The following is a 25510-nucleotide window of genomic DNA, read 5'->3' on the forward strand; positions in this document are numbered from 1 at the left end:
TGTCTCCGCACCCCCTTCGGAGACCGGGAGAGCCGCCCCCATGTCGTCGATCGCCGTACCGGGCGCCACCGTCGCGCCCCGCCGCGCCTGGCACACCGACCTGCCCGTCCTGCTCGTCGCGGTGGTCTGGGGCGCCAGCTACCTCGCCGCGAAGGACATCACCACCGCCCGTACGGTGCTCGCCGTGCTGGTGCTGCGGTTCGCGCTCGTCCTGCCCGTGCTGGCCGTCGCCGGACGCCGGTCCCTGCGCGCGCTGACCGGCGCCCAGTGGCGCGGCGCGGCCCTGCTGGGGCTGATCCTGAGCGGCATCTTCCTGCTGGAGACGTACGGGGTGGTGCACACCTCGGCGACGAACGCGGGTCTCATCATCAGCCTGACCATGATCTTCACTCCGCTCGCCGAGGCGGCCGTCACCCGCACCCGGCCCACGCCGTCCTTCCTCGGCGCGGCGGCCCTGTCGGTACTCGGCGTCGTCCTGCTCACCCAGGGCGGCGGCTTCAGCCGGCCCTCCCTCGGCGACCTGCTGATGCTGCTCGCCGCCCTGGCCCGGACCGTGCACGTCCTCGCGATGTCCCGGATCCGGTCCGTCCAGGGTGCCGGCGCGCTGCCGCTCACCACCGTCCAACTCGGCACCGCGGTCGCGGTCTTCGCACTCCTGTCGGCCGGTACCGGTCCCACGCCGTGGGGGACGGCGGCGGGCTTCGGCGCGCGGGAGTGGGCGGGGCTGCTGTTCCTGTCCGCGCTGTGCACGCTGTTCGCCTTCTTCGTGCAGATGTGGGCGGTCCGCCGTACGTCTCCCTCCCGGGTCAGCCTGCTGCTCGGCACCGAGCCGCTGTGGGCCGCCGCGGCCGGCATCGCCCTCGGCGGGGAACGGCTCGGCGCGCTCGGACTCGCGGGCGGCGCCCTGGTGCTTGTGGGGACCGCGTGGGGACGCCGGGCGGCAGGTTAACTTTCCGAAAACTCATCGGACTTGACGGGAAAATCTTCAACTTTGTCGTTGACATGCCAACATCTACGCGCGTCATCATGGGGCCATGAGATTCCCCCCACGCGCCACTCGCATCGGCGCCGCAGCCGCACTCCTGTCCGCCCTCCTCGTGGGCGGCACCGTCTCCGCCACCACGGCGGACGCCGCAGCCGCGTCGGTCGGCAGCATCTGCTACGGCAACCTGCCGTCGCAGGCCCACGACACCCTGAACCTGATCGACCAGGGCGGTCCGTTCCCGTACTCGCAGGACGGCGTCGTCTTCTCGAACCGCGAAGGCGTCCTGCCCAGCCAGTCGTCCGGCTACTACCACGAGTACACCGTCATCACCCCTGGTTCCCCCACGCGCGGTGCCCGGCGCATCGTGACCGGTCAGGAGTCCCAGGAGGACTACTACACCTCCGACCACTACGCCACGTTCAACCTGATCGACTTCGGCTGCTGAGCCGACCGACCAGGTCCTGGGGAACGGTGTGTCCGGCCGGGGGTCCGATCCGCGCTCATTCGGATCCCCGGCTTTCCGCGACGGCGAACAGCGCGAACGCGAGCACCACGAGCGCGATGCTCACGTAGACCTCGTAGCCGTCGAGGAAGCCGAGCCGCTGCACGAGACCCACGTGCCAGTGGGTGAACTCGTGCACCAGGCCCAGCACACCCTGCACCAGGGCGATCAGTCCCAGAAGTTCCAGTAACCGTTTCACGGCACGACTCTCGCCCCGCGGCCTGCCCCCACGCATCGGCCGCGGGGCGAATCCCGTCCGCCGCAGGACTGCTCGCGCGCCGGTGCGGGACCACCGAAAGTCCACGGCGCTGCGACTTTGGTCGGCGATCCGCGCGCGGAGCGGTTCGCAAAGGCCGATCCTGCGTAGATTTGCCGACCGTGAGCAATGACGAGCCGGCGCTGGTGCCGCAGGAGTTCGCGGTCCCCCGGTGGCTGCTCCCGTCCGCCCTGATCCACGAACTGGACCCGGACGCCAGGGCCCTGGGCCGGCGGCCTCGGCGCACGGCGCGCGACTGGGTCGTCGATGTCTCCTGCTTCCTGCTGGCCGTCGTGCTGGGCCTCGCGGCCGCGCAGTCCCTGTCCGGCGAACCCGGCCTGCCGCACCCCGCCGCCGTCCTCGACCGGACGCTGGGCGGGCTCGCCTGCGCGGCCGTCTGGACGCGGCGCCGGTGGCCGGTCGGGCTCGCCGTCGCGATGGTCGTGGTCGGCTTCCTGTCCAACACCGCGGGCGGCGTGGCGATGGTCGCCCTGTTCACGCTCGCCGTGCACCGGCCCTTCCGGTACGTGGTCTGGATCGGCGGCGTCGACCTCGCGCTGATCCCGCTCTTCTACTGGCTGCGGCCCGACCCCGACCTGCCCTACGCGGGAACCGTCGCGTTCACCGCGCTGCTCACCGTGTCGGTCATCGGCTGGGGCATGTTCGTCCGCTCCAAGCGGCAGCTCATGCTGAGCCTGCGCGACCGCGCCCGGCGAGCGGAGACCGAGGCGCACCTGCGCGCCGAACGGGCCCAGCGGCTCGCCCGCGAGGCCATCGCCCGCGAGATGCACGATGTGCTCGCACACCGGCTCACCCTGCTCAGCGTGCACGCCGGTGCCCTGGAGTTCCGGCCGGACGCGCCCCGGGAGGAGATCGCGCGGGCGGCCGGTGTGATCAGGGAGAGCGCCCACGAGGCGCTCCAGGACCTGCGGGAGATCATCGGCGTACTGCGCGCCGGGGAGCCCGACGACGCGGCCGGGGGCCGCCCGCAGCCGACGCTGGCCGCGCTGGACGCCCTCGTCGCCGAGAGCCGCGAGGCGGGCATGAAGGTCACCCTCGACCACCGTGTCGCCGACCCGGCCGCCGTCCCCGCCTCCGTCGGCCGCACCGCCTACCGCATCGCCCAGGAGGCCCTGACCAACGCCCGCAAGCACGCCCCCGGCACCGAGGTCACCGTCCAGGTCTCCGGCACCCCCGGAGCCGGCCTGACGATCACGGTCCGCAACCCCGCCCCCGCATCCGACGTCCCGCCGGTCCCCGGCTCCGGCCAGGGCCTGATCGGCCTGACCGAACGCGCCACGCTGACCGGGGGACACCTGGAGCACGGGGCGACGGCGGACGGAGGGTTCGAGGTGCGGGGGTGGCTGCCGTGGGGTGAGAGCTGAGGGAGCACACGGGACGTGCGGGCGGCGCCGGCCATGGCCGACGGCGGCCCGGCGACCGGCCCGCACGTGATTACGTAACCCCCATGACTACGACTCCGATCAGGCTCCTCCTCGTCGACGACGACCCCCTGGTGCGCGCCGGACTCTCGCTGATGATGGGCGGGGCCGGGGACATCGAGATCGTCGGGGAGGCCGCCGACGGGGGAGAGGTCGAGGACGTGGTCGAGCGGACCCGGCCGGACGTCGTGCTCATGGACATCCGGATGCCGTCGGTGGACGGGCTCACGGCCACCCGGCGGCTGCGGGCCCGGCCGGATGCCCCTCAGGTCGTGGTGCTGACCACCTTCCACGCCGACGAACAGGTGCTGCACGCCCTGCGCGCGGGCGCCGCCGGGTTCGTGCTCAAGGACACCCCGCCCGGCGAGATCGTCGACGCGGTGCGCCGGGTCGCGGCCGGGGAACCGGTGCTGTCGCCCGCCGTCACCCGCCAGTTGATGCGGCACGCGGCCGGCACCGCCGCCGACTCCCGCCAGGCACGCGCGCGTGAGCGGCTCGCTGCCCTCAACGACCGCGAGCGGGAGGTCGCCGTCGCCGTCGGCCGGGGCCTGGCCAACGCCCAGATCGCCGCCGAACTGTTCATGAGCGTGGCCACCGTCAAGACCCACGTCTCCCGCATCCTCGCCAAGCTCGATCTCAACAACCGTGTCCAGATTGCCCTGTTGGCGTACGACGCGGGACTTCTTGAGGACGGGCACTAGGCGGGCGCGGTACGCGTTGTTCAGGTACCAGGAGGTGCCCGGTGGGCCTCGGGGGGAGTCCGGAAGGGGTGCGATGGACAGGCAGCGGGTGGTCGATCTGGGGGAGTGGGCAGACGCGTTCCGCGAGGATCCGCATCCGGTGTACGCACGCCTGCGCGAGCAGGGCCCCGTGCACCGCGTCCGGCTGCCGGGAGCGGACGAGGGGGATGAGACCTGGCTGGTCGTCGGGTACGAGGAGGCGCGCGCGGCCCTCGCCGACCCCCGGCTCGCCAAGGACGGTGAAAAGATCGGCGAGACCTTCCTGGACGAGGAGATGATCGGCAAGCACCTGCTGGCCACCGACCCGCCTCAGCACACCCGCCTGCGCGGCCTCGTCACCCGCGCGTTCACGATGCGCCGGGTGGAGCAGCTGCGCCCGCGGATCCAGCAGATCACCGACGACCTGCTGGATGCCATGATGCCGCCCGGCCACGGCGACCTCATCGACTCGCTCGCCTTCCCGCTGCCGATCACCGTCATCGGTGAACTCCTCGGCGTCCCGGACATGGACCGCGCCGAGTTCCGGAAGATGTCCACCGAGGTGGTCGCACCGACCAACGGGGACACGGAGTACGACGCGGTCGTCCGCCTCGCCGAGTACCTCACCGGGCTGATCGAGGACAAGCGGTCCGCCGGACCGACCGACGACCTGCTCAGCGACCTGATCCGCACCACCGCCGAGGACGGCGACCGGCTCTCCCCGCAGGAACTGCGCGGCATGGCCTACCTGCTGCTCATCGCCGGCCACGAGACCACCGTCAACCTCATCGGCAACGGCGTCCTCGCCCTCCTCACCCACCCCGGCCAACTCGCCGCCCTGCGGGCCGACATGAGCCTCCTGGACGGTGCCGTCGAGGAGATGCTGCGCTACGAGGGCCCGGTGCAGAGCGCCACGTTCCGGTACGCCGCCGAGCCCCTGGAGATCGCCGGCACGGTGATCGACCAGGGCGAGCACGTGGTGGTCGGCCTCACCGCCGCCCAGCGCGACGACGACCGCTATCCCGACCCGCACCGGTTCGACATCCGCCGGGACACCCGCGGCCACCTCGCCTTCGGCCACGGCATCCACTACTGCCTGGGCGCATCCCTGGCCCGCCTGGAGGGCCGTATCGCCGTCGGCACCCTCCTGGAGCGCGCCCCCGGCCTCGCGCTCGACGGTTCCCCGGGCCCATGGCTGCCGGGCATGCTCATGAGAGGGGTGCGCAGCCTTCCGGTGCGCTGGTGAGCCGCCCCTGAATCGGTGAGCGGCCCTCGGGCTCAGTCGAACGACGGCTGCACCCGGTCCGGGATCTCCGCCAGCCGTACCGGACGGTGCTCCCGCCGGGAGGCCTCGCAGGCCTCGGCGATCCGCAGTGCCTGCAGGGCCTCGCGGCCGTCGCACGGGTTGGGCCGTTCACCGCGCAGCACCTCGACGAAGGCGCACAGCTCGGCCTCGTAGGCGGGCCCGAACCGCTCCAGGAAGCCGGTCCACGGCTTGTCCGCGGGCGGCGGCCCGGTCGGCTCGGTGGACGCGAGGGGCGTCCGGTCGTCCAGGCCCACCACGACCGTGTCCCGCTCCCCGGCCAGCTCCATCCGGACGTCGTAGCCCGCCCCGTTGAACCGGGTCGCCGTCGCCGTGGCCAGCGTGCCGTCGTCCAGGGTGAGCAGGGCCGCGCCGGTGCCGACGTCACCGGCCTCGCGGAACAGGGCGGCCCCGGCGTCCGAGCCGGTCGCGTACACGTCCACCACCTCACGGCCCGTCACCCAGCGCAGCACGTCGAAGTCGTGGATCAGCGTGTCCCGGAACAGCCCGCCGGACAGCGGCAGCCACTCCGGCGGGGGAGGGGCCTGGTCGCAGGTCAGGGCCCGTACGGTGTGCAGCCGCCCGAGCCTGCCCGAGCGCACCGCCTCCCGGGCGCCCGTGTAGCCCGCGTCGAAGCGCCGCTGGAAGCCCATCTGGAGAACCGTTCCGGCCGCCTCCACCTCGGCGAGCGCGTGCAGCGTGCCCGGCAGGTCGAGGGCGATCGGCTTCTCGCAGAAGACCGGCAGGCCCGAGCGGGCTGCCCGACCGATCAGTTCGGCATGTGCCGCCGTCGCCGTGGTGATCACCACCGCGTCCACGCCCCAGGTGAAGATCTCGTCCACCCCCGGCGCCGCCGTCTCGCCCAGCCGGTGCGCCAGCTCCTGTGCCCGCGCCGGATCCACGTCCGTCAGGATCAGCGATCCGACCTCACGGTGACGGCTCAGTGTGTTCGCATGAATGGTGCCGATGCGGCCCGTACCGATGACCCCGATGCGCATGGAAACAAAGTGAGGGCGGACCCCGTACCCTGTCAATGCTAATGTCCGAACAACTGGACAATCTGTCTACACAACTTCCCGTCAACCATGCACGCGACTACGCTCGGGCCCGTGCCGAAACCAGATGTGGACCCGACCGTGTCACTCGACCTCCGTGTGGACCGTAGTTCCCCGGTGCCGTTGTACTTCCAGCTCTCCCAGCAGCTGGAGGCCGCCATCGAGCACGGCAGCCTCACCCCCGGCAGCCTGCTCGGCAACGAGATCGAGCTGGCCGCCCGGCTCGGCCTGTCCCGGCCCACCGTCCGCCAGGCCATCCAGTCCCTGGTCGACAAGGGCCTGCTGGTGCGCCGCCGGGGCGTGGGCACCCAGGTCGTGCACAGCCAGGTCAAGCGCCCGCTGGAGCTGAGCAGCCTCTACGACGACCTGGAGGCGGCGGGCCAGCGCCCCGCGACCAAGGTCCTGGTCAACACCGTCGTCCCCGCCTCCGCCGAGGTCGCCGCCGCGCTCGGCGTCGCCGAGGGCAGCGACGTCCACCGCATCGAGCGCCTGCGCCTCGCGCACGGCGAGCCGATGGCGTACCTGATCAACCACCTGCCGCCCGGCCTGCTCGACCTGGACACCGACCAGCTGGAGGCCACGGGCCTGTACCGGCTGATGCGCTCCGCCGGGATCACCCTGCACAGCGCCCGCCAGTCCATCGGCGCCCGCGGCGCCACGGCCGCCGAGGCCGAGCGGCTCGCCGAGGCGGAGGGTGCCCCGCTGCTCACCATGCAGCGCACCACCTTCGACGACACCGGCCGCGCGGTCGAGTTCGGTGACCACACCTACCGCCCGACCCGCTACTCCTTCGAGTTCCAGCTGCTCGTACGGCCCTGAGCCCGCGCCCCGGGTTCGTCGCAATGTCCGGACAATGCGACCGGTATGCCCTCCCCGGTCAGGTCATGGGTGTTCCCCGTGTTCGATACTGGAGCGTTTGGGGCCGCTGAGGTGATCACCGGCCCCTTCCGTACGTACGAAGACGGCAAGAAGGGCACGCCTCGTGGCACGGTTTCGGACCTGGGTAGGCATAGCGCTGACGGGGGCACTCTCCGTGACGTGCTTGTCATTGGCCGGGTGCAGCAGCACCGGCGGCAAACGGGCGGAGGACGCCCGCAAGGCCGCCGCCGCCCAGGGGAAGGCGGCGGTCAACACCCCCCGCTGGACCTTCGCGATGATCACCCACTCGGGAGACGGCGACACCTTCTGGGACATCGTGCAGAGCGGCGCCAAGCAGGCCGCCGTCAAGGACAACATCAACTTCCTGTACTCGCACGACGACGAGGCCCAGCAGCAGGCGCAGCTGGTGGACGCGGCCGTCGACAAGAAGGTCGACGGCATCATCGTCACCCTCGCCAAGCCCGACGCCCTCAAGGCCGCCGTGGCCCGGGCCGAGAAGGCCGGCATCCCGGTGATCACGGTGAACTCCGGTTCCGAGGAGTCCAAGGCCTTCGGCGCCCTCGCCCACATCGGCCAGGACGAGACGATCGCCGGTGAGGCCGTCGGCGACGAGCTGAACAAGCGCGGTAAGAAGAAGGCCCTGTGCGTCCTGCACGAGCAGGGCAACGTCGGCCACGAGCAGCGCTGCGACGGCGTGGCGAAGACCTTCCACGGTACGGTCCAGAAGCTCTACGTCAACGGCACCAACATGCCCGATGTGCAGTCCGCCGTCGAGGCCAAGCTCCAGGCGGACACGTCCGTCGACGCCGTCGTCACCCTCGGCGCCCCGTACGCCGACACCGCCGTGAAGGCGAAGACCGACGCGGGCAGCAAGGCCGAGGTCGACACCTTCGACCTCAACGCCAAGGTCGCCGCCGAACTGAAGGACGGCACCCTCGGCTTCGCCGTGGACCAGCAGCCGTACCTCCAGGGCTACCAGGCCGTCGACCTGCTGTGGCTGTACAAGTACAACAGCGACGTCCTCGGCGGCGGCAAGCCGGTCCTCACCGGCCCGCAGATCATCACCAAGGACCAGGCGGCCGCGCTGGCGGACTACACCGAGCGGGGCACCCGATGAGCGCCGCCACGGAACGTACGGCTGACGAAAGGATCCTGCGGACCTCACCGCTCCGGAAACTGCTCTCCCGTCCCGAGCTGGGCTCGGTGGTCGGCGCGCTCGCCGTGTTCGCCGTCTTCGCGCTCGCGGCCGACGGCTTCCTGCGCGCCGCCAGCCTCAGCACGATCCTGTACGCCTCCTCGACCATCGGCATCATGGCCGTACCCGTGGCCCTGCTGATGATCGGCGGCGAGTTCGACCTGTCGGCCGGCGTCCTGGTGACGTCCTCCGCGCTGGTCTCCTCGATGTTCAGCTACCAGATGACGGCGAACACCTGGGTCGGCGTAGGGGTGTCCCTGCTGGTCACCCTGGCGATCGGCGCCTTCAACGGCTTCGTGCTCACCCGCACCAGGCTGCCCAGCTTCATCGTCACGCTGGGCACCTTCCTGATGCTGACCGGCATGAACCTCGGCTTCACCAAGCTGATCGACGGCACGGTCTCCACCAAGACCGTCGCCGACATGGAGGGCTTCCCGAGCGCCCACGACGTCTTCGCCTCGACCCTCACCTTCGGCGGCGTCGACTTCAAGGTCACCGTCCTGTGGTGGCTCGGCCTCGTCGCCGTTGCCTCCTGGATCCTGCTGCGCACCCGCGCCGGCAACTGGATCTTCGCGGTCGGCGGCAACCAGGACGCGGCCCGCGCGGTCGGCGTCCCGGTCACCAAGACCAAGATCGGCCTCTACATGGGTGTTGCGTTCGGCGCCTGGATCTCCGGCCAGCACCTGCTCTTCTCCTTCGACGCCGTCCAGTCCGGCGAGGGCGTCGGCAACGAGCTGATCTACATCATCGCGGCCGTCATCGGCGGCTGCCTGATCACCGGCGGCTACGGCAGCGCGGTCGGCTCGGCCGTCGGCGCGCTCCTGTTCGGCATGACCAGCAAGGGCATCGTCTTCGCCGAGTGGAACCCCGACTGGTTCAAGTTCTTCCTCGGAGCGATGCTGCTCCTCGCGACCCTGCTCAACGCCTGGGTCCGCAAGCGCGCGGAGGCGACCAAGTGACCGAGACCGCACAGCGAACCGCGCTGGTCGAACTGGCCGACGTCAGCAAGCACTACGGCAGCGTCCGCGCCCTGGAAGGGGTGTCTCTGGAGGTCCACGCCGGGCAGATCACCTGCGTCCTCGGCGACAACGGCGCGGGCAAGTCGACCCTGATCAAGACCATCGCCGGCCTGCACCGGCACGACGGCGGCACCCTCAGCATCGAGGGGGAGGAGACCCGCCTGTCCTCCCCGCGCGAGGCCCTGGACCGCGGCATCGCCACGGTCTACCAGGACCTCGCTGTCGTCCCCCTGATGCCGGTCTGGCGCAACTTCTTCCTCGGCTCCGAGCCCCGCAAGGGCGTGGGGCCCTTCAAGCGCCTGGACATCGGCCTCATGCGCCGCACCACCCGCGAGGCACTGCTCCGCATGGGCATCGACCTCCGGGACGTCGACCAGCCCATCGGCACCCTCTCCGGCGGCGAACGCCAGTGCGTGGCCATCGCCAGAGCGGTCCACTTCGGCGCAAAGGTCCTGGTCCTGGACGAGCCGACGGCGGCACTGGGTGTGAAGCAGTCCGGTGTGGTGCTGAAGTATGTGGCGGCGGCACGCGACGAGGGTTTGGGTGTCGTCTTGATCACCCACAACCCGCATCACGCGTACTTGGTGGGCGACCGCTTCGTACTCCTGCGCCGCGGCACGATGGTGGGCAATTACACACGGGACGAAATCACCCTGGACGAGCTGACCCAGCAGATGGCGGGCGGATCCGACCTGGACGCCCTACGCCATGAACTGCAGCGGAGTTAAGGGGCGCGGGGAACTGCGCGAGCAGCCGCCACGCACCCGCACCCGGGGACGCTCGCGCACTCCCCTCTGCCGTCGCGTACGGCACCCCTGCCGACGGTGAGGCAGAATCGACGCCGATGAGCACCTACGGCAACTTCACCGCTCCCATCGGCTCCCGCCGGGCGACAGCGCTCCGTACGGTCGGCACCAGGGAACGCCGGTCACATCTGACCGCACCCCGTGTCCCCACCGTCGGCATCGACATCGGCGGCACCAAGGTCATGGCGGGCGTGGTGGACGCCGACGGCAACATCCTGGAGAAGCTCCGCGCGGAGACCCCGGACAAGTCCAAGAGCCCCAAGGTCGTTGAGGACACCATCGTCGAACTGGTCCTGGACCTGTCCGACCGCCACGACGTGCACGCGGTCGGCATCGGCGCCGCCGGCTGGGTCGACGCCGACCGCAACCGCGTCCTGTTCGCGCCCCACCTGTCCTGGCGCAACGAACCGCTGCGCGACCGCCTGAGCGGCCGCCTCTCCGTCCCGGTCCTCGTGGACAACGACGCCAACACCGCCGCCTGGGCGGAGTGGCGCTTCGGCGCCGGCCGCGGCGAGGACCACCTCGTCATGATCACGCTCGGCACCGGCATCGGCGGTGCCATCCTGGAGGACGGCCAGGTCAAGCGTGGCAAGTTCGGTGTCGCGGGTGAGTTCGGCCATATGCAGGTCGTGCCCGGCGGCCACCGCTGCCCGTGCGGCAACCGCGGCTGCTGGGAGCAGTACAGCTCCGGCAACGCGCTCGTCCGCGAGGCCAAGGAACTGGCCGTGGCCGACTCCCCGGTGGCCTACGGGATCATCGAGCACGTCAAGGGCAACGTCGACGACATCACCGGCCCGATGATCACCGAGCTGGCCCGCGAGGGCGACGCCATGTGCATCGAGCTGCTCCAGGACATCGGGCAGTGGCTCGGCGTCGGCATCGCCAACCTCGCGGCCGCCCTCGACCCGTCCTGCTTCGTCATCGGCGGCGGGGTCTCGGCCGCCGACGACCTGCTCATCGGCCCGGCCCGGGACGCCTTCAAGCGTCACCTCACCGGCCGCGGCTACCGCCCCGAGGCCCGCATCACCCGCGCCCAGCTCGGCCCCGAGGCCGGCATGGTGGGCGCCGCCGACCTGGCCCGGCTGGTCGCCCGCCGCTTCCGGCGGGCCAAGCGGCGCCGGGTGGAGCGCTACGAGCGCTACGAGCGCTACGCCCAGGCCCGCCGCGACCGGGACACCGCATGACCGCGTCACTGCCCCACCAGGCCGCTTCCCCGGACGAGCCGCGCCGGCCGCCCGAGAACCCGCGCCACAAGGCCAAGCGCAGGGCGCTGACGCTGCTGATCATCGTGCTGCTGATCGGCGTCCCGGCGGGCTACCTGGTGATCTCCGCCAACCAGAGCCGCAACAGCGGCAAGGACAAGGAGGCGAAGTACTCGGCGACCGGCCTCACCCCGGGCTGGCCGTCGAAGGTGCAGCGCCGCCTGTACCAGGTGGCGATCCCGCACCCCGCCGACTACCTCGCCTACTACGAGACCAACAACTGGAAGACCAGCCGCCTGTACGTGCAGTTCCGCACCAACAGCGCCGGCCTGGACAGCTTCCTGGGGGCCGTGGGCGTGCGCCGGGACGAGCTGAAGAAGGACGACATCACCATCAGCACCCGCGACCAGAAGGTCTCCGGCTGGCACTTCACCGGCCCCGGCCCCTGGTCCGGCCTCACCCACCGGCAGAAGAACCCGGCACCCACCCAGGACGTGGTCGTCAACACGTCCGACCCGAACTTTCCGATGGTGTACGTCGTCTCCCGCACGGTCCCGTAACCAGGGCCCGTGCCATCCCCGGAGCCGGTTGTCAGACCCCGCCCGTACAGTCGAAGACGTCTGATCCGACACATGGGCGGGAGGTGGCAGGACGTATGAGCGGCGGCACGGCTGCGGTGGCCGAGCGCACGGAGGGTTCCCGGGAGGCCGGGGCCTCGGTTCCGGTGCGCCTCGCGTCCGTCTACCTGCCCGCGCCCCTCCCGCGCGAGGGCCGCATCGCCTTCTGGGACCCCGACGGCGGCCCGCTGCCCGCCCACGGCGACACCGACGAGCTGACCGTCGTACGACGCCATGGCGCGAGCGTGCGCCGCCGGCAGGTGCCCGCGCTGACCCTGCCGCTCGCCGAGGCCCTGCCCCTGCTGGTCCGGGCCCGCCGGGACCCGGCCGCCCACCCGGCCACGGCCTGCTGGGGCGCCGCCGCCCTGCACGCGCTGCGGCTGGTCGCCCGCGGCCGCCTGCTGCCCGGCCTCACCCCGGGCGGCCACGACGCCTGGCGGGCCGGCCCGCTGGAATCCGACGACATCGCCCACCTGCGCGCGGTGGCCGCGGCCCTGCCCCCGGAGGGCCACGCCGTGCCGCTCCCGGACCCCGGCCCGCTGCGGCTGCCTGAACCGGAGGCGCTGGTCCGCTCCTTCCTCGACGCGGTCGCCGACACCCTGCCCCGCACCCCGGCCGCCCCCTACACCTCGGGCCGGCCCTTCGCCGCCCGCGAGCCCCAGGCCCTGCCCCACGCCCATGACTGGGCGGCCGAGGTCGCCGCCGGCATGGATGCGGGCGTGCGGATCTCGCTGCGCCTGGACCTGGCGGCGTACGACGTCTTCGACGCCGGTGCCGCCGAAGGCGCGCGCGCCGCAGGGGCGGCGATCGTCCAGGTGCACAGCCTCGCCGACCCGACCCTGGTGGCCGACGCGGCGGCCCTGTGGGCGGGGGAGGCCGAGGCGGCCTTCGGGCCACGCGCGCGCGTGGACGCCGCCCTCGCCGTCCGGCGCGCGGCCCGTGTGTGGCCGCCCCTGGACCGGCTCGCCGAGCAGGAGGTGCCCGACGTCCTCGCGCTGTCCGAGGAGGAGCTGGGCGATCTGCTCGGCGTGGCGGCGGGCCGGCTCGCCGCCGCCGGGGTGGCCGTGCACTGGCCCCGGGACCTGGCCCGCGACCTCACCGCCACCGCGGTCGTCCGGCCCGCCCCCGGCTCGGCGACCGACGGCACCGGCTTCTTCGAGAGCGAGGACCTGCTCCAGTTCCGCTGGCAGCTCGCCCTCGGCGGCGATCCGCTCAGCGAGGCCGAGATGGACGCGCTCGCCGAGGCCCACCGGTCGGTCGTACGGCTCCGGGACCACTGGGTGCTGGTCGACCCGGCCCTGGTCCGCAAGGCCCGCAAGCGCGAACTGGGCCTGCTCGACCCGGTCGACGCGCTGTCCGTCGCGCTCACCGGCACCGCCGAGGTCGACGGCGAGAGTGTCGAGGCCGTACCGGTCGGCGCGCTGGCCACTCTGCGCGACCGCCTCACGGCGGGCCTCGGCCCGGCCGAGCCGCCCGCAGGCCTCGACGCCACCCTGCGCGACTACCAGCTGCGGGGCCTGGCCTGGCTCGACCTCATGACCTCCCTCGGCCTCGGCGGCTGCCTCGCCGACGACATGGGCCTCGGCAAGACGATCACGCTCATCGCCCTGCACCTGAAGCGGGCCCGCACCCAGCCGACCCTCGTGGTCTGTCCCGCGTCCCTGCTGGGCAACTGGCAGCGGGAGATCACTCGGTTCGCGCCCGGCGTCCCCGTCCGCCGCTTCCACGGCCCGGACCGCACCCTGGACGGCCTCGACGGCGGCTTCGTCCTCACCACCTACGGCACGATGCGCTCCACGGCCGCGCACCTCGCCGAGCAGCCCTGGGGCATGGTCGTCGCCGACGAGGCCCAGCACGTGAAGAACCCGTACTCCGCGACCGCCAAGGCGCTGCGCACCATCCCGGCCCCCGCGCGCGTGGCCCTCACCGGCACCCCGGTGGAGAACAACCTCTCCGAGCTGTGGGCCCTGCTCGACTGGACCACCCCCGGACTGCTCGGCCCCCTCAAGTCGTTCCGCGCCCGGCACGCGCGCGCGGTGGAGAACGGCGAGGATCCGGAGGCGGTGGAGCGCCTGGCCCGCCTGGTGCGGCCGTTCCTGTTGCGCCGCAAGAAGTCCGACCCAGGCATCGTGCCCGAGCTGCCGCCCAAGACCGAGACGGACCACCCGGTGCCGCTCACCCGGGAACAGGCCGCGCTGTACGAGGCGGTGGTGCGCGAGTCCATGCTCGCCATCGAGACCGCCGAGGGAATCGCCCGCCGGGGCCTGGTCCTGAAACTGCTGGGCGCCCTGAAGCAGATCTGCGACCACCCGGCGCTGTACCTGAAGGAGGACGCGCACACCGACCGGCTCGCGGCCCGCTCCGGCAAACTCGCCCTCCTGGACGAGCTGTTGGACACCGTGCTCGCCGAGGACGGCTCGGTACTGGTCTTCACGCAGTACGTCGGCATGGCCCGCCTCCTCACCGCCCACCTGTCCGCCCGCGCGGTCCCCGTGGACCTCCTGCACGGCGGTACCCCGGTGGCCGAGCGCGAGCGCATGGTCGACCGCTTCCAGGACGGCGAGACCCCGGTCCTCGTGCTCTCCCTCAAGGCCGCCGGTACCGGCCTGAACCTCACCCGTGCCGGCCACGTCGTCCACTTCGACCGCTGGTGGAACCCGGCCGTCGAGGAGCAGGCCACCGACCGCGCCTACCGCATCGGCCAGACCCAGCCCGTCCAGGTCCACCGCCTGGTCACCGAGGGCACGGTCGAGGACCGTATCGCCGAGATGCTGGCGGCCAAGCGCGCCCTGGCCGACGCCATCCTCGGCTCCGGCGAGGCGGCCCTGACCGAACTGACCGACCGCGAACTGTCCGACCTCGTCTCGCTGCGGAGGCCATCGTGACGACCGGCGAACAGCGGCCCGGCGACGCCGCCCGACGGGCCCTGCGGGCGGCACGACAGCGAGCGGAGGCCGAACGGGCGGAGGCGGGGCGAGCAGAGGCCGGGCGGGAGGAGACCGCGGAGGAGAGGGCGCCCGAGCGCGCGGCCGTGCGGCCCGACACCGCGGGGCCGAGGCCCGCGGACGCCGTGCGGGCCGCCCTCCGGTCGTCCGCACCGGCCGTGCCCGCCCGGCGGGGCGCGGACGGCACGACGGACGGGACCGGCGACTCCGCCGCATCCGGTGACAGGGATGCGATCGGCGCCGCGGCTAAGTCTGGTGACAGGGATGCGATCGGGGCTGCGGCGCAGTCTGGTGACGGGGTAGGGCTTGGTGTCGCGGCGCAGTCCGTTGACGGGGTAGGGCCTGGCGCCACGGCGTACCCCGTCGACGGGGGAAGGCCCGGTGCCCCGGTGCCGTCCGATGACGCGGGTGACGGGGACGTGCCCGGGGCCGCCCGCGCCGAACGGCCTGCGGGACGTCCGGCCGATGTGGCGAGGGAAGCACTCCGGTCCGCCCGCCGGGAGGCGCAGCGTGCCGAGGCGGCGGAGACAGGATCCCGACGCGGCATGCGCACACCGGCACGACCTGCCCCCTCCGCACCCAGCACCGTGCGCCCCGGCGGGGAGTCCCGGACCGCCCGCGTCAAAGCCGCCCAGGACATGCGGCAGTTCCTGACGAACGCCTTCCGCATGCCCGCCTGGGCCGACACGCCCGAGGAGACGGACGACACCGGCCCGGGCACCCCCGGCAGCGACACCGACCGCACCGAGCCCCGCCCTTCGACCGCCCCCGCGCCGGTGTCCGAGCAGGCACCCGTCGCCCTGCGCACCCCCCACCGACCGGCCGAGCCCCGCCCTTCCTCACCCGCACCTGCGCAGGTCCCCGCCACCATGGCCACCCCCCACCGCGACACCGAACTCCGCCGGACCTTCCCGGCGTTCCCGCCCAGGTCGGCCGCCTCGGAGGACTCCTCCTTCGCCGAGACCTGGTGGGGCAACGCCTGGGTCGACGCGCTGGAGCAGGGCGCGCTGGACGTCAAGCGGCTCGCCCGGGGCCGCGGCTACGCGGACCAGGGGCACGTGGACGCGATCACGGTGACCCCGGGGCTGGTGCTGGCGTACGTACGGGGCAGCCGCCCGCGCCCGTACCGGGTACAGGTGCGGCTGCGCACGCTGGAGGACGAGGACTGGGAGAGGTTCCTGGACACGGCCGCCGACCGGCCCGGACACATCGCGGCGCTGCTGGACAAGGAGTTGCCCGAGTCCCTCGCCGACTGCGGTGTGCCCCTGCTGCCCGGCCCCCGCGACCTCGCCCCGCAGTGCAGCTGCCCCGACTCGGGCCACCCCTGCAAGCACGCGGCCGCCCTCTGCTACCAGATGGCACGCCTGCTCGACGCCGACCCCTTCGTGCTGCTTCTGCTGCGCGGTCGCGGTGAGAAGGAGCTGCTCGACACGCTGTCCCGCCGCAGTGCCGCCCGTGCGGCCCGGGCCGCCCAGGAGCGGTCACCGCGGTCCCTGCCCGGCGTCCGGGCCGCCGAGGCCCTCGCTCCGCGTCAACTCGCGCCGCTGCCATCGCCGTTGCCCGTCCCGCCGCATCCCGAGCAGCCGCCGGTGTACTCGGCGGCGCCCGGCGGACCCGACCCCTTCGCGCTGGACCAGCTGGCGACCGACGCCGCCGCCCGTGCGCACGCGCTGCTCGCCACCGGCCGCGATCCGGTCGGCGCGCTGACCCTGTGGCAGGACGCGGTGCGCCTCGCCGCGGCCCGGCCCGGCTCCGGCCTGACCGCGACCACCCGCGCCCTGTACTCCACGCTCGCCACGGCCGTCGGCCGCACCCAGGCCGACCTGGCCCGCGCGGTCGCCGCCTGGCGGCAGGGCGGGCTTGCGGGACTGGCCGTCCTGGAGGAGCCGTGGGACCCGCCGGCCGGCCGCTTCGACCGGGCCCGCCCGCTGCTGCTCGGCGCCGACCTGCCGGCGTTCCGCCCCTGGCGCAACCGCCTCACCCACCCCCACGGTCACGTCCAGCTCCGCCTGGGCCGCGACGGCCTGTGGTACGCCTACGAGTCGGAGCCCGACCACGACGACTGGTGGCCCCGCGGCACCCCCGACCTGGACCCGGTCGGCGCGCTCACGGGCCTCGGCACACCGGACGACCTCTGATCAACGGCGCCCGCCGGCGCCCGGCCGTTGCCCCTCCGGAGGGGGGCCGGGGCACCAGGGCGACGACGGAGCCGGTGCGGCGGACGCAGGGGGAGGTTCGGCGAGCGTGCCGACCCCGTCCGTGAGAAATCGTGGGATGGGGGAGCGTGAGCGGGTGAGCACGACAACGACTGAACTCCTGCAGTACCGCTTCGACGGCCCGGAAGACGCCCTGGTCCTAGCTGTGTGATAGCGGGTGACACGGCGAGGCCCGCCAGAAGCCGTTCCGACGGGGACCTCCGCGCGGAGCCGTGAGGCGCCGAAGCCGCACCGAAGCGCTCCGGCGCGGCTAAGGCGTGAGATCGGTTGCGCTCGCACGAGTGGTTCCCGGGAGCGGTGCAGGAAGGCACTCCCCGGTGCGAAATACTCTCCCGATGAGTTCACGCACTTCTCCGATCAGCCAGCCGATCACGATACGGAGGGCAGTCGCGCGGGATGCCAAACGGCTCACGCGGCTCGTGCGTGGCTCAGGCGCCTACGAGGGTAAGTACGCAGCCGCAGTGGCGGGCTACCGGGTCGGTCCTGATTACATCGAAGCCCACCGCGCCTTCGTAGCCGTCGGCGCCGACGAGCATGGAGGCCGGGTCATCGGGTTCTACTCGCTCGTCCTCGCTCCACCGGAGCTCGACCTGCTGTTCGTCGCCGACGAAGCGCAAGGACGCGGTATTGGACGGCTGCTCGTGGCGCACATGCAGTCCGAGGCCCGTGCCGCCGGGATCGACCGTGTCAAGGTCGTGTCGCATCGTCCCGCCGAGGACTTCTACCACCGCGTCGGTGCAGTGCGGACCGGGACCGCGCTCGCGAACCCGCCCGCCGTGCCGTGGGACCGTCCCGAATTCGAGTTTCGCATTCCTTCGGAATGACGCGGGAGGCTGCTGGCGCAGGCGATCCCCCCGCCAGGGCAGAGAACCGGCGTCGGTGCGGCCCGCGGTGGAGCGGATCGGGGGGAGGCTCCGGACAGGGGCATCAGAGCCTGGCTGCCGTGGGTGTTGGTCAGGTCCGACTCGGCGTTCGGGTCGTCGTAGGCGTCGACGATGGCGATGGTCCTGCCGGAACCGCTGGCGGAGGCGGCGGAGGTCAGGCCGTAGGCCGACTGCAGGTTGCTGGGGCCGTAGCCGGTGGGGAGTCCGCGGCGGCGTTCGGCCGGACGGTCCGGGGTGCGATGCCCTTCTTCGCCGCCTGCTCTTCCTGGGGCGGTGGTGCCGCTGGTGACGCGCAGGGCGTTGCAGGATGCGTAGCCCTTCTTCGGGGTGCCGGCGCACTGCAGCATCTCCAGGCGGAACCGCCGGCCCGCCCAGCGCTACGGCGTGGGGGGCCGCTGCGGGGAGCGGAGTACGAGCAGGGTGATCTCGCTCGGGGCGAAGACGCGGAAGGGCGGGCCCCAGAAGCCGGTGCCACGGCTGGTGTAGAGGAGGGTGCGGGTGCCGTGGCGGCTGAGGCCGGCGAGGGCGGGCTGGTCGATGCGGACCAGGTGGTGGAAGGGCCAGATCTGGCCGCCGTGGGTGTGGCCGGAGAGCTGGAGGTCGACGCCGCCGGCTGCCGCTCGGTCGACGAACTTGGGCTGGTGGGCCAGGAGCAGGACGGGGTGGTCGGGGTCGGCGCCGTGCAGGGCTCCGGCGAGGTGGGCGCCGTGGCCGGCGAGGCCGGAGGACTCGGCGGTGACGTCGTCCACGCCGGCGACCACGAGGGTGTCGCCTCCGCGTTCGAGCAGCAGATGGCGGTTGCGCAGCGGCTCCCAGCCCAGCTCGTCCATCAGGTCGACCCAGCCCTGGGCCTCGCTGTAGTACTCGTGGTTGCCGGTGACGTATACGCGGGCCCGGGTGGCCTGCACGGTGCCGAGTGGGGCGGCCTGGGCGCGGCGGCGTTCGGCCGTGCCGTCCGCGATGTCTCCGGTGTGGCAGACCAGGTCGGCCTTCAGCGTGTTGACCGTCTCGCAGACCTGCGCCGACCAGCGGGCGCGGTCGAGCGGGCCGTAGTGGGTGTCGGTGATGAGGACGACGCGCGTGCCGTCCAACCCGGCACCCAGGCGCGGAAGTTGCACGTCCAGGCGGCGTACCCGTGGTACCCGGCGGGCCTCGGCGTACCCCCAGGTGAGCAGCACGGTGGCTGCGCCGAGGACCGCCCAGGTGACGATCCGGGCCCGGTCCTGGCCGTCGCCGACGCCGGTCACGGTCAGGGCAAGCCGCAGCGGGACGCCGAGCACGAGGGACCAGGTGAACAGGGTCCAGATGGTGCCCAGCAGGGTGTCTCCGACGATCGCCGCCCAGTCTTGCTGGCGTCGGCCGTGGCCGCGCACCATCGCGAGCGGCATACCGATCAGGCCGAGGGCGAACAGGGCGGTGCCGGCGAGCGTGACAGGGAGCGGCCAGTGCTGGCCGGTGTGCAGCAGCAGCCAGCAGGGCACGGTCCACAGCAGGACGGGGGCGATCAGGGGGAGGTAGCGCATCAGGCGGTGCAGTCGGCTCTGCTGAGTCGCGTGCGCTGCACTGTCGGCGGATCGGGTTTCGCTGGTGTCGGTCACGCTTCCCCTCCTTGAGCAACCAGGCTGCCGTCGCGCGCACTGTACCCGGCCGTTCCGGGCCGGTCGGACGGGGTGCTCATGGTGGGCAGCCCCACGTGGCGACGTCGCCTCCGAGTTCCCCCCGGCTCACGCGGTTGGTGACTCTGCTCCTGACCGGGGCCGCGGCGGCTTCGAACGGTGAGGCGTAGAAGCTCCGGAAGCAGTGGAGAAATCACCGCTGGCTCCTGCCGTCCGGCTTTTCGGACGGCGGCCGGATCAGCGTCCCGATGCCGGCGCAGAGCAGGTCCAGGCTGCGGGTGAACTTTTCGTCCGGCCCGTGCGCGGCCGCGGCGGCCACCGTCCAGGGGAAGCTCCGGTGGAGGGCGGCGACGTCCTCGGCGGTGACCGGCACCGCGGGTGGATCGCTCTGTTCCTGGAGTACGTAGCCGGTGACGTGGCTGAGCACGGTGTCGGCGGCGGTGCCGCAGTGCTCCGGGGGCACGCCGGCCTCGGCGAGGGTGGCGAGCAGCCGTTCCATCAGCGAGAGCGCGCCGGGGCTGAGGGTCTTCGGGCTGCCGGCGAGCATGATCGCCCCGCCGGGGTGCTGCCGGATGCTCTGCCGCAGGGCGACGGCCTGCGCCGTGACCTGCGCCGGCCAGCCTGCCTGTGCGGGCAGTCCGGCCAGGGCGGCGGTGCCGGCCTCGTACGCCTGCCGGGCCACCCGGTCGGCCATCAGCTGGAGCAGTGCGGCCTTGCTGGGCACGTGGTAGTAGAGGCTGCCGGCGTGCACGTCGAGCCGGTCCGCGACCTGGCGTACGGAGAAGCCGTGGTAGCCGGTCTGGGCGAACACCGCCATCCCCGCGTCGATGATCCGGTCTGCCGTCAGCTTCACGGCCGCAGTCTAGCGAGCCGCGCCAGCTTTCAAACACTGTTTGAAAATTCCCCGGGTCGCACTAATGTCATGATCAGCGAAATCGCACACGGCTCGGAGGGGGGGTGGTGACGATGGACATCCTGCTGTTCAACGTGACCACGGCGGCACTGATGGTGCTGATGTTCAACGGCGGCCTGGCCCTGGTCGGCCAGAGCACACTGGAACGGCGGCGGATCCCCTGGGCGGCCGTCGGCCTGACCGGGCTCGCGCTCGCCGGGGTGGCTCTCCAGCTCTGCTGGTCGGGGGCGATGGGCGCGCTCGACGCGGACCCGTCGAAGTCCGGCTGGTGGCGCGTGGTCACCTCGGTCTTCATGCAGAACGGCGGCTTCGGCGGGGCGGCCTGGAACATCGCCACCCTTGCCGCCGTCGCGGCCTTCGCCGAATGGTTCTGGGGTGCGCCGCTGACGCTCGGCCTGTTCGCCGCGGGCATCCTGCTGCCGGAGCAGATCGACAAGCTGTGGGGCCAGACCTCCCACAGCACCGACCCCCGCAACTTCGCCGGCAGCTCCGGCGCCACCTACTTCCTGGGCGCGACGCTGGCCGCGGCCCTGCTGCTGCGCGGCGGCGCCGACGAGAACTCCGGCAAGGCCGTCGGCCAGGGTGCCGAGCAGGGCTCCGACGACGAGGCCGCGCGCCGCGGCAAGGCCGTCCGCAAGAACCGGCTGCTCGCGCTCGGCGTGCCGGTGCTCGGGCTGGCGATGTGGTTCGCGCAGGAGAACGGGCACGGGCTGGTCTCCTGCTACGGCTTCGCCCTCGGCGCACTCGCCTGGGCCGCGTTCCGCACCGTCCTGCACCCGGACCGCGACCTCCGGCAGCCGCCGCGCACGACGGTCGCCTCGCTGACCGGGCTCGTCGGCCGGCGGACCCGCAGCGCCGACTAGCCGGCAGGCCCCGCCCCACCCGCGCCATTGCACCGTGACCACGAGGGAGACAGCATGTCGGAAAACCTGCGGCGGGAAGTGTCGAAGCTCGTCGACCAGGAGGTGGCCAAGATCCTGGAACAGACCGACCGCGACGTGGCCCGTACGGTCAACCGTGCGCTGGGCGTGAGCGACGGCGCCCCGGCGTTCGACACCGCCCGCTGGCAGGCCCGGCTCGGCGAGCTCCTCGCCGCCCACCACATCCCCGGCGCCGCCCTGGCCGTGCTCGCCGACGGCGAGATCCACGAACTGGCCGCCGGCGTCCTGCACACCGGCACCGGCGTCACGGTGACCCCGGACTCCGTGTTCCAGATCGGCTCCGTCAGCAAGGGCTACACCGCCGCCATGGTGGTCCTGCTCGCCGACGCCGGGAAGCTGGACCTCGACGCCCCGGTCGTGGACGTCCTGCCGGACTTCGCGGTCGCCGACGCCGGGGTCACCCGGACCATCACGCCGCGCCAGCTGCTCAACCACACCAGCGGCATCGAGGGCGACTACGTCAACGACACCGGCCGGGGCGACGACTGCCTGGCCCGCTACATCGAGGGCGCGCGGACCGTCGGCCTGACCAACCCGCCCGGCGTCACCATGTCGTACTCCAGCACCGCCTACAACGTCCTCGGCCGGATCGTCGAGGTGGTCACCGGGCAGACCTGGGACGAGGCGCTCAAGGAACTGCTCCTCGCCCCGCTCGGGCTGGAGCACACCATGACCCTGCCCGAAGAGGTGCTGCGCTTCCGCGCCGCCATGGGACACATGGGTGAGCCGGGCGAGACCCCCGTCCCCACCCCGCTCTGGAACATGCTGCCGCGCTCGGCCGGACCGTACGGCGGGATCAGCGCGACCGCCGCCGACGTGGTCCGGTTCGCCCGGGCCTTCGTGGACGGCGGCGCCGCGCCGGACGGTACCCGGGTGCTGCCGGCCGCCGTGGTCGACGCGATGCTGACCCGCGAGGTCGAGATGCCCGACCAGTGGTTCCTCGGCGCCCACTGGGGCCTGGGCTGGGGCCTGTTCGAGTGGGACGGCGCGCGCGGCTTCGGCCATGACGGCAGCACCTTCGGCCAGCTCGCCTATCTGCGCGCCATCCCGGAGAAGGGCCTCGCCATCGCCCTGCTGACCAACGGCGGCGGCGCTGCGCCCAAGGTCTTCGAGACGCTCTGCCGCGAGCTCTGCGCCGAACTCGCCGGGGTCACCATGCCCGGGTTCGCGCCGGCCACCGAACCCCTGGCCGTGGAGACGGAGCCGTTCCTCGGCAGCTACAAGCGCGAGGGCTTCCTCATGACCATCGCCGACGGCGACAGCGACGGCGGCCCGGCCACGCTGCGGCTGAGGTACGAGGGCGCGGACGGCCTGGCGGGCACCTTCGACCCGCTGGTCTGGCACCTGACCCCGGTCTCGCACACGCCGGCGAAGACGGTGTTCGCCGGCCGCCGCAACGAGAAGGACGCCTGGATACCCGTGGTGTTCTACGCCCTCGCCGACGGCAGCCGGTACGTCCACTTCGGCGTCCGGGCGACGGCCAAGTCCGCCTAGGCACCACCTCCGGGCGTGTGTCCGGGGTACGGCCGGGGGTGCCCCAGCCGTACCCCCGGACACCGGTCGGCCCCAGCACTCCAGTCGTGCTTATCCATTTGTCCGGGGCAGCGCGCCTGCTGTGGCCGGCTCCGTGCCCGCACCGTTCAGCTTGCCCGGGTACCAGGCCATGAATCAGTTGCTCAGGGTTCGCCACGCGGGTAGGGAAAACCCCCTGCTGAGTGGGGTGTTGGTCGCAATGCGCCGAGTGTGCCGGGAACGGCAGAGTCCAGCCATGAACATTTCTCGGTTCGACGGAAGATCAGCCAAGCACGCCGCGCTCGCCCTGGTGTGTGCCGTGACCGTACTGGCGGGGGCTGGGTGCGACGACGACAGCCGGCGCTCTTCCTCGCCTGCTCACCAGCATCCCGCCACGCGCGGTTCGGTGGTCTCCGTGACCCCCGTGGCGGACCTGGACGCCAAGGAAATCGCAGCCCGCCTGACCAAGACGGGTATCGATGCAACACAGGTCCGCTACGGCGTGCAAGCTCACCGGATCGTGTATCGCACCGTCGATTTCAAGGGCACACCCACCACAGCCAGCGAGCTGGTCGCGATGCCGAAGAACGACGAACGCAGCCTTCGGGTCGTGTCCTGGCTGCACGGCACCGAGGTGTACCGAGGAGAGGTGGCCTCGGTGAACGACGAATCGCCCGACCGGGCCACGGCGCTGCTGTTCGCCTCGACCGGACGCGCGGTATCCGCCCCGGACTACCTAGGCCTGGGAAAAGGCCCCGGAATCCATCCGTACGGGAACCCGAAGGCGACCGTTACCGCTTCGGTGGACGCGTTGCGGGCGACACGTACGTTCGCCCGCAGGGAGGGGCGCGGCCTCGATCGGCGCGTACTCATCAGCGGGTTCTCACAAGGCGGCCCCGCCACGATGCTGGTCGGGCGGGCCCTGCAGCAGGGCGTCGATCCGTATTTCCGTCCGGGTGCCCTCGCCCCGGTCTCCGGCCCGTTCGATCTGAGCGGTTTCGAGGCCGCCGCAGCAGACGACAAGGTCGAACGGTCCCCGCTCTACCTCGCCTATTTCGCGACCGCGTGGAACCGGATGTATGGCCTGTACGGCGCCCCGGACCAGGCGTTCCGAGCCCCTTACGACAAGACGGTACAGACGCTGTTCGACGGCGACCACAAGGCGTCGGAACTCGCGGCCGCACTGCCCAAGACCTCAAAGCAACTGTTCACCGAAGAATTCCTTCAGAAAGTGCGCCACCCCACGGGGGATCTGCGACGCAAACTGGAGGTGATGGACACCACGTGTGACTGGCGGCCCGACGTCCCAGTACACCTCTTTCACGCCAGGGGCGACAAGGACGTCTCCTTTACGAACTCCCTGCGCTGCCAGCGCCAGCTGACTGCCCATGGGGCTGACCAACAGCTCAGCGATGTCGGAGAGTTCGACCACAGCACCACGGTCCTCAAGGCTCTGCCACAGGTAGTGCGCGAGTTCGACACGGCCCGCTGAGACCACCCGCGATCGAGTGGCGGCCAAAGCGCACATGCCGACACTCAGCGCGTGGCGCGGTGAGGGTCTGCCACCCCGCATGAGGTCGAGTGAGAAGCCGTCAGCTGGAACGCGACAGGACGACTCGTGTCCTGTCGCACTGCGTCTGGCACCGCCGGAGATCGCCGTCTCCATGGTGCTGCGATGTGGAGAGCCCCGAACCCGCCCTCGCCGCCTCGGATCTGCACGTGGTGATGTGCTGTGCGATGTGCACCGTTACCTGTACGCGGTGCTGAGCTGCACTGTCAATTGGGGAGTCGAACCCCCGCGTTGCTCTTCACGCGCCAGGAGTGGGCTGGAAAACCGCCGGCCCTCGGTGTGTGCACGCCTCCGAAGCTGCTACCTGCTCCACATCATCCCAGCTTGCCGGACTACTCAGTCCAGCAGATCGACCTCCCAGTTCGTGCGCTGGATCCGCACATCGACCTCGCGGATCTCCCGGGCGAGGGCATCTGCCTGACCGCGCAGTTCCGCGACCGGAAGCGCGGAAAGCATCATCAGCTCGGACCGAAGCTGCCGGCCGTATCCCCGCTCGCCCTTACCCGCCGCCGCGTCCGCCGCCGCGGTGACCACAGAGTGACGCAACCGCAGGACATCCCGGCGTGCGAGGGCATCGGTGAGCGTGCCGTCCGGACCCATCTCCACGGTGGCATTGGTCCGGTTGATCCGCCGGATCAACGTTTCCAGAGCGTCCAGCACCTCACCGGCCTCAGCCAGCAGCTGAGCTGCATCCTCGGCGGGCGTCTCCCCTTCCTGGTACCGCGCACTGCTGATGACACGCGCTCGCAGCTGTTCTACACGGCGCGTCGCCTCCGCACGTTCGGCCAGTGCCTCAGCAAGCTTCACTGTCTCCACCTCCCCCTCCATGAGCCCGCACGAGTATACGAGCGCGAACCGGCTCATACGCACCTGGATTTTGCTCCGCCGCAGCCCTGACCAGCCACGGGAACCCAGGCCGCCGCGTGCACGCCA

At 72.1% G+C, this 25510-nt stretch carries 22 protein-coding genes; 17 read left to right on the top strand and 5 right to left on the bottom strand.

Annotated features, from left to right (window positions below):
* Window positions 1-40: 40 nt before the first annotated feature.
* Together AQI88_RS14855 and AQI88_RS14860 are read left to right on the top strand one after the other, a co-directional pair.
* The gene (locus AQI88_RS14855) at window positions 41-949 is read left to right on the top strand and encodes a DMT family transporter (protein WP_066997978.1); all 909 of its coding nucleotides are present in this window, start codon (window positions 41-43) and stop codon (window positions 947-949) included.
* Between the two features lie 85 nt (window positions 950-1034).
* Window positions 1035-1430: a guanyl-specific ribonuclease gene (locus tag AQI88_RS14860; protein ID WP_066997982.1), complete on the top strand. Its 396-nt coding sequence runs from the start codon at window positions 1035-1037 to the stop codon at window positions 1428-1430.
* 55 nt (window positions 1431-1485) lie between these two features.
* Here the strand turns inward: AQI88_RS14860 and AQI88_RS14865 are convergent, their stop codons facing one another.
* The gene (locus AQI88_RS14865) at window positions 1486-1686 is read right to left on the bottom strand and encodes a hypothetical protein (protein ID WP_066997985.1); all 201 of its coding nucleotides are present in this window, start codon (window positions 1684-1686) and stop codon (window positions 1486-1488) included.
* A 179-nt stretch (window positions 1687-1865) separates the two neighbouring features.
* Between AQI88_RS14865 and AQI88_RS14870 the strand changes: the two genes are divergently transcribed.
* The 3 genes from AQI88_RS14870 (at window position 1866) to AQI88_RS14880 (ending at window position 5150) form a co-directional block, all read left to right on the top strand.
* Window positions 1866-3128: a sensor histidine kinase gene (locus AQI88_RS14870; protein ID WP_066998174.1), complete on the top strand. Its 1263-nt coding sequence runs from the start codon at window positions 1866-1868 to the stop codon at window positions 3126-3128.
* 83 nt (window positions 3129-3211) lie between these two features.
* Window positions 3212-3886 carry a response regulator gene (locus AQI88_RS14875; protein ID WP_066997987.1) on the top strand — a complete coding sequence of 225 codons (675 nt, stop codon included), beginning with the start codon at window positions 3212-3214 and terminating at the stop codon, window positions 3884-3886.
* A gap of 73 nt (window positions 3887-3959) precedes the next feature.
* The gene (locus AQI88_RS14880) at window positions 3960-5150 is read left to right on the top strand and encodes a cytochrome P450 family protein (RefSeq protein WP_066997990.1); all 1191 of its coding nucleotides are present in this window, start codon (window positions 3960-3962) and stop codon (window positions 5148-5150) included.
* A gap of 32 nt (window positions 5151-5182) precedes the next feature.
* Here AQI88_RS14880 and AQI88_RS14885 read toward each other — a convergent pair whose 3' ends face one another.
* Window positions 5183-6205, bottom strand: a complete 1023-nt coding sequence (locus AQI88_RS14885; protein WP_066997993.1) for a Gfo/Idh/MocA family protein — start codon at window positions 6203-6205, stop codon at window positions 5183-5185.
* Between the two features lie 138 nt (window positions 6206-6343).
* Between AQI88_RS14885 and AQI88_RS14890 the strand changes: the two genes are divergently transcribed.
* The 9 genes from AQI88_RS14890 (at window position 6344) to AQI88_RS43055 (ending at window position 17965) form a co-directional block, all read left to right on the top strand.
* On the top strand, window positions 6344-7081 hold the full coding sequence (locus AQI88_RS14890) for a GntR family transcriptional regulator (RefSeq protein ID WP_107118557.1): 738 nt from the start codon (window positions 6344-6346) through the stop codon (window positions 7079-7081).
* A 163-nt stretch (window positions 7082-7244) separates the two neighbouring features.
* Window positions 7245-8258: a sugar ABC transporter substrate-binding protein gene (locus AQI88_RS14895; protein ID WP_066997999.1), complete on the top strand. Its 1014-nt coding sequence runs from the start codon at window positions 7245-7247 to the stop codon at window positions 8256-8258.
* Window positions 8255-9295: an ABC transporter permease gene (locus AQI88_RS14900; protein ID WP_066998003.1), complete on the top strand. Its 1041-nt coding sequence runs from the start codon at window positions 8255-8257 to the stop codon at window positions 9293-9295. The genes AQI88_RS14895 and AQI88_RS14900 overlap by 4 nt, the downstream gene beginning before the upstream one ends.
* A complete protein-coding gene (locus AQI88_RS14905) occupies window positions 9292-10083 on the top strand; it encodes an ATP-binding cassette domain-containing protein (RefSeq protein WP_066998006.1) in 792 nt (263 codons plus the stop codon). Before AQI88_RS14900 ends, AQI88_RS14905 begins: the two co-directional genes overlap by 4 nt.
* Window positions 10084-10199: 116 nt before the next feature.
* Window positions 10200-11345, top strand: a complete 1146-nt coding sequence (locus AQI88_RS14910; RefSeq protein ID WP_066998009.1) for an ROK family glucokinase — start codon at window positions 10200-10202, stop codon at window positions 11343-11345.
* On the top strand, window positions 11342-11923 hold the full coding sequence (locus AQI88_RS14915; RefSeq protein WP_066998012.1) for a sugar kinase: 582 nt from the start codon (window positions 11342-11344) through the stop codon (window positions 11921-11923). The genes AQI88_RS14910 and AQI88_RS14915 overlap by 4 nt, the downstream gene beginning before the upstream one ends.
* 95 nt (window positions 11924-12018) lie before the next feature.
* Entirely contained in the window at window positions 12019-14865 is a 2847-nt protein-coding gene (locus AQI88_RS14920) for a DEAD/DEAH box helicase (RefSeq protein ID WP_066998015.1), read from the top strand.
* Between the two features lie 605 nt (window positions 14866-15470).
* Complete coding sequence (locus tag AQI88_RS46615; protein ID WP_244184131.1) at window positions 15471-17063, top strand: SWIM zinc finger family protein; 1593 nt, start codon at window positions 15471-15473, stop codon at window positions 17061-17063.
* A 413-nt stretch (window positions 17064-17476) separates the two neighbouring features.
* Window positions 17477-17965 carry a GNAT family N-acetyltransferase gene (locus tag AQI88_RS43055; protein ID WP_079057577.1) on the top strand — a complete coding sequence of 163 codons (489 nt, stop codon included), beginning with the start codon at window positions 17477-17479 and terminating at the stop codon, window positions 17963-17965.
* A 437-nt stretch (window positions 17966-18402) separates the two neighbouring features.
* On the opposite strand, the gene AQI88_RS14940 is transcribed toward AQI88_RS43055, so the two are convergent.
* Window positions 18403-19623 (bottom strand): metallophosphoesterase, encoded by a 1221-nt coding sequence (locus AQI88_RS14940; protein WP_066998024.1) that lies wholly within the window; start codon window positions 19621-19623, stop codon window positions 18403-18405.
* Between the two features lie 211 nt (window positions 19624-19834).
* Entirely contained in the window at window positions 19835-20494 is a 660-nt protein-coding gene (locus AQI88_RS14945; RefSeq protein ID WP_066998027.1) for a TetR/AcrR family transcriptional regulator, read from the bottom strand.
* Window positions 20495-20607: 113 nt separating this feature from the next.
* Here AQI88_RS14945 and AQI88_RS14950 point away from each other — a divergent pair, with 113 nt between their 5' ends.
* From AQI88_RS14950 to AQI88_RS14960, 3 genes are all read left to right on the top strand, one after another.
* Window positions 20608-21417, top strand: a complete 810-nt coding sequence (locus AQI88_RS14950) for a hypothetical protein (protein WP_066998179.1) — start codon at window positions 20608-20610, stop codon at window positions 21415-21417.
* Window positions 21418-21471: 54 nt separating this feature from the next.
* Window positions 21472-22989, top strand: coding sequence for a serine hydrolase domain-containing protein (locus AQI88_RS14955; RefSeq protein ID WP_079057578.1), 1518 nt, complete (start codon window positions 21472-21474; stop codon window positions 22987-22989).
* Between the two features lie 274 nt (window positions 22990-23263).
* Complete coding sequence (locus AQI88_RS14960; protein ID WP_066998032.1) at window positions 23264-24499, top strand: alpha/beta hydrolase family protein; 1236 nt, start codon at window positions 23264-23266, stop codon at window positions 24497-24499.
* 414 nt (window positions 24500-24913) lie between these two features.
* Here the strand turns inward: AQI88_RS14960 and AQI88_RS48795 are convergent, their stop codons facing one another.
* A complete protein-coding gene (locus AQI88_RS48795) occupies window positions 24914-25384 on the bottom strand; it encodes a DIP1984 family protein (RefSeq protein ID WP_066998185.1) in 471 nt (156 codons plus the stop codon).
* Between the last annotated feature and the right edge of the window lie 126 nt (window positions 25385-25510).

Source organism: Streptomyces cellostaticus, assembly GCF_001513965.1.
Classification (GTDB): Bacteria; Actinomycetota; Actinomycetes; order Streptomycetales; family Streptomycetaceae; genus Streptomyces; species Streptomyces cellostaticus.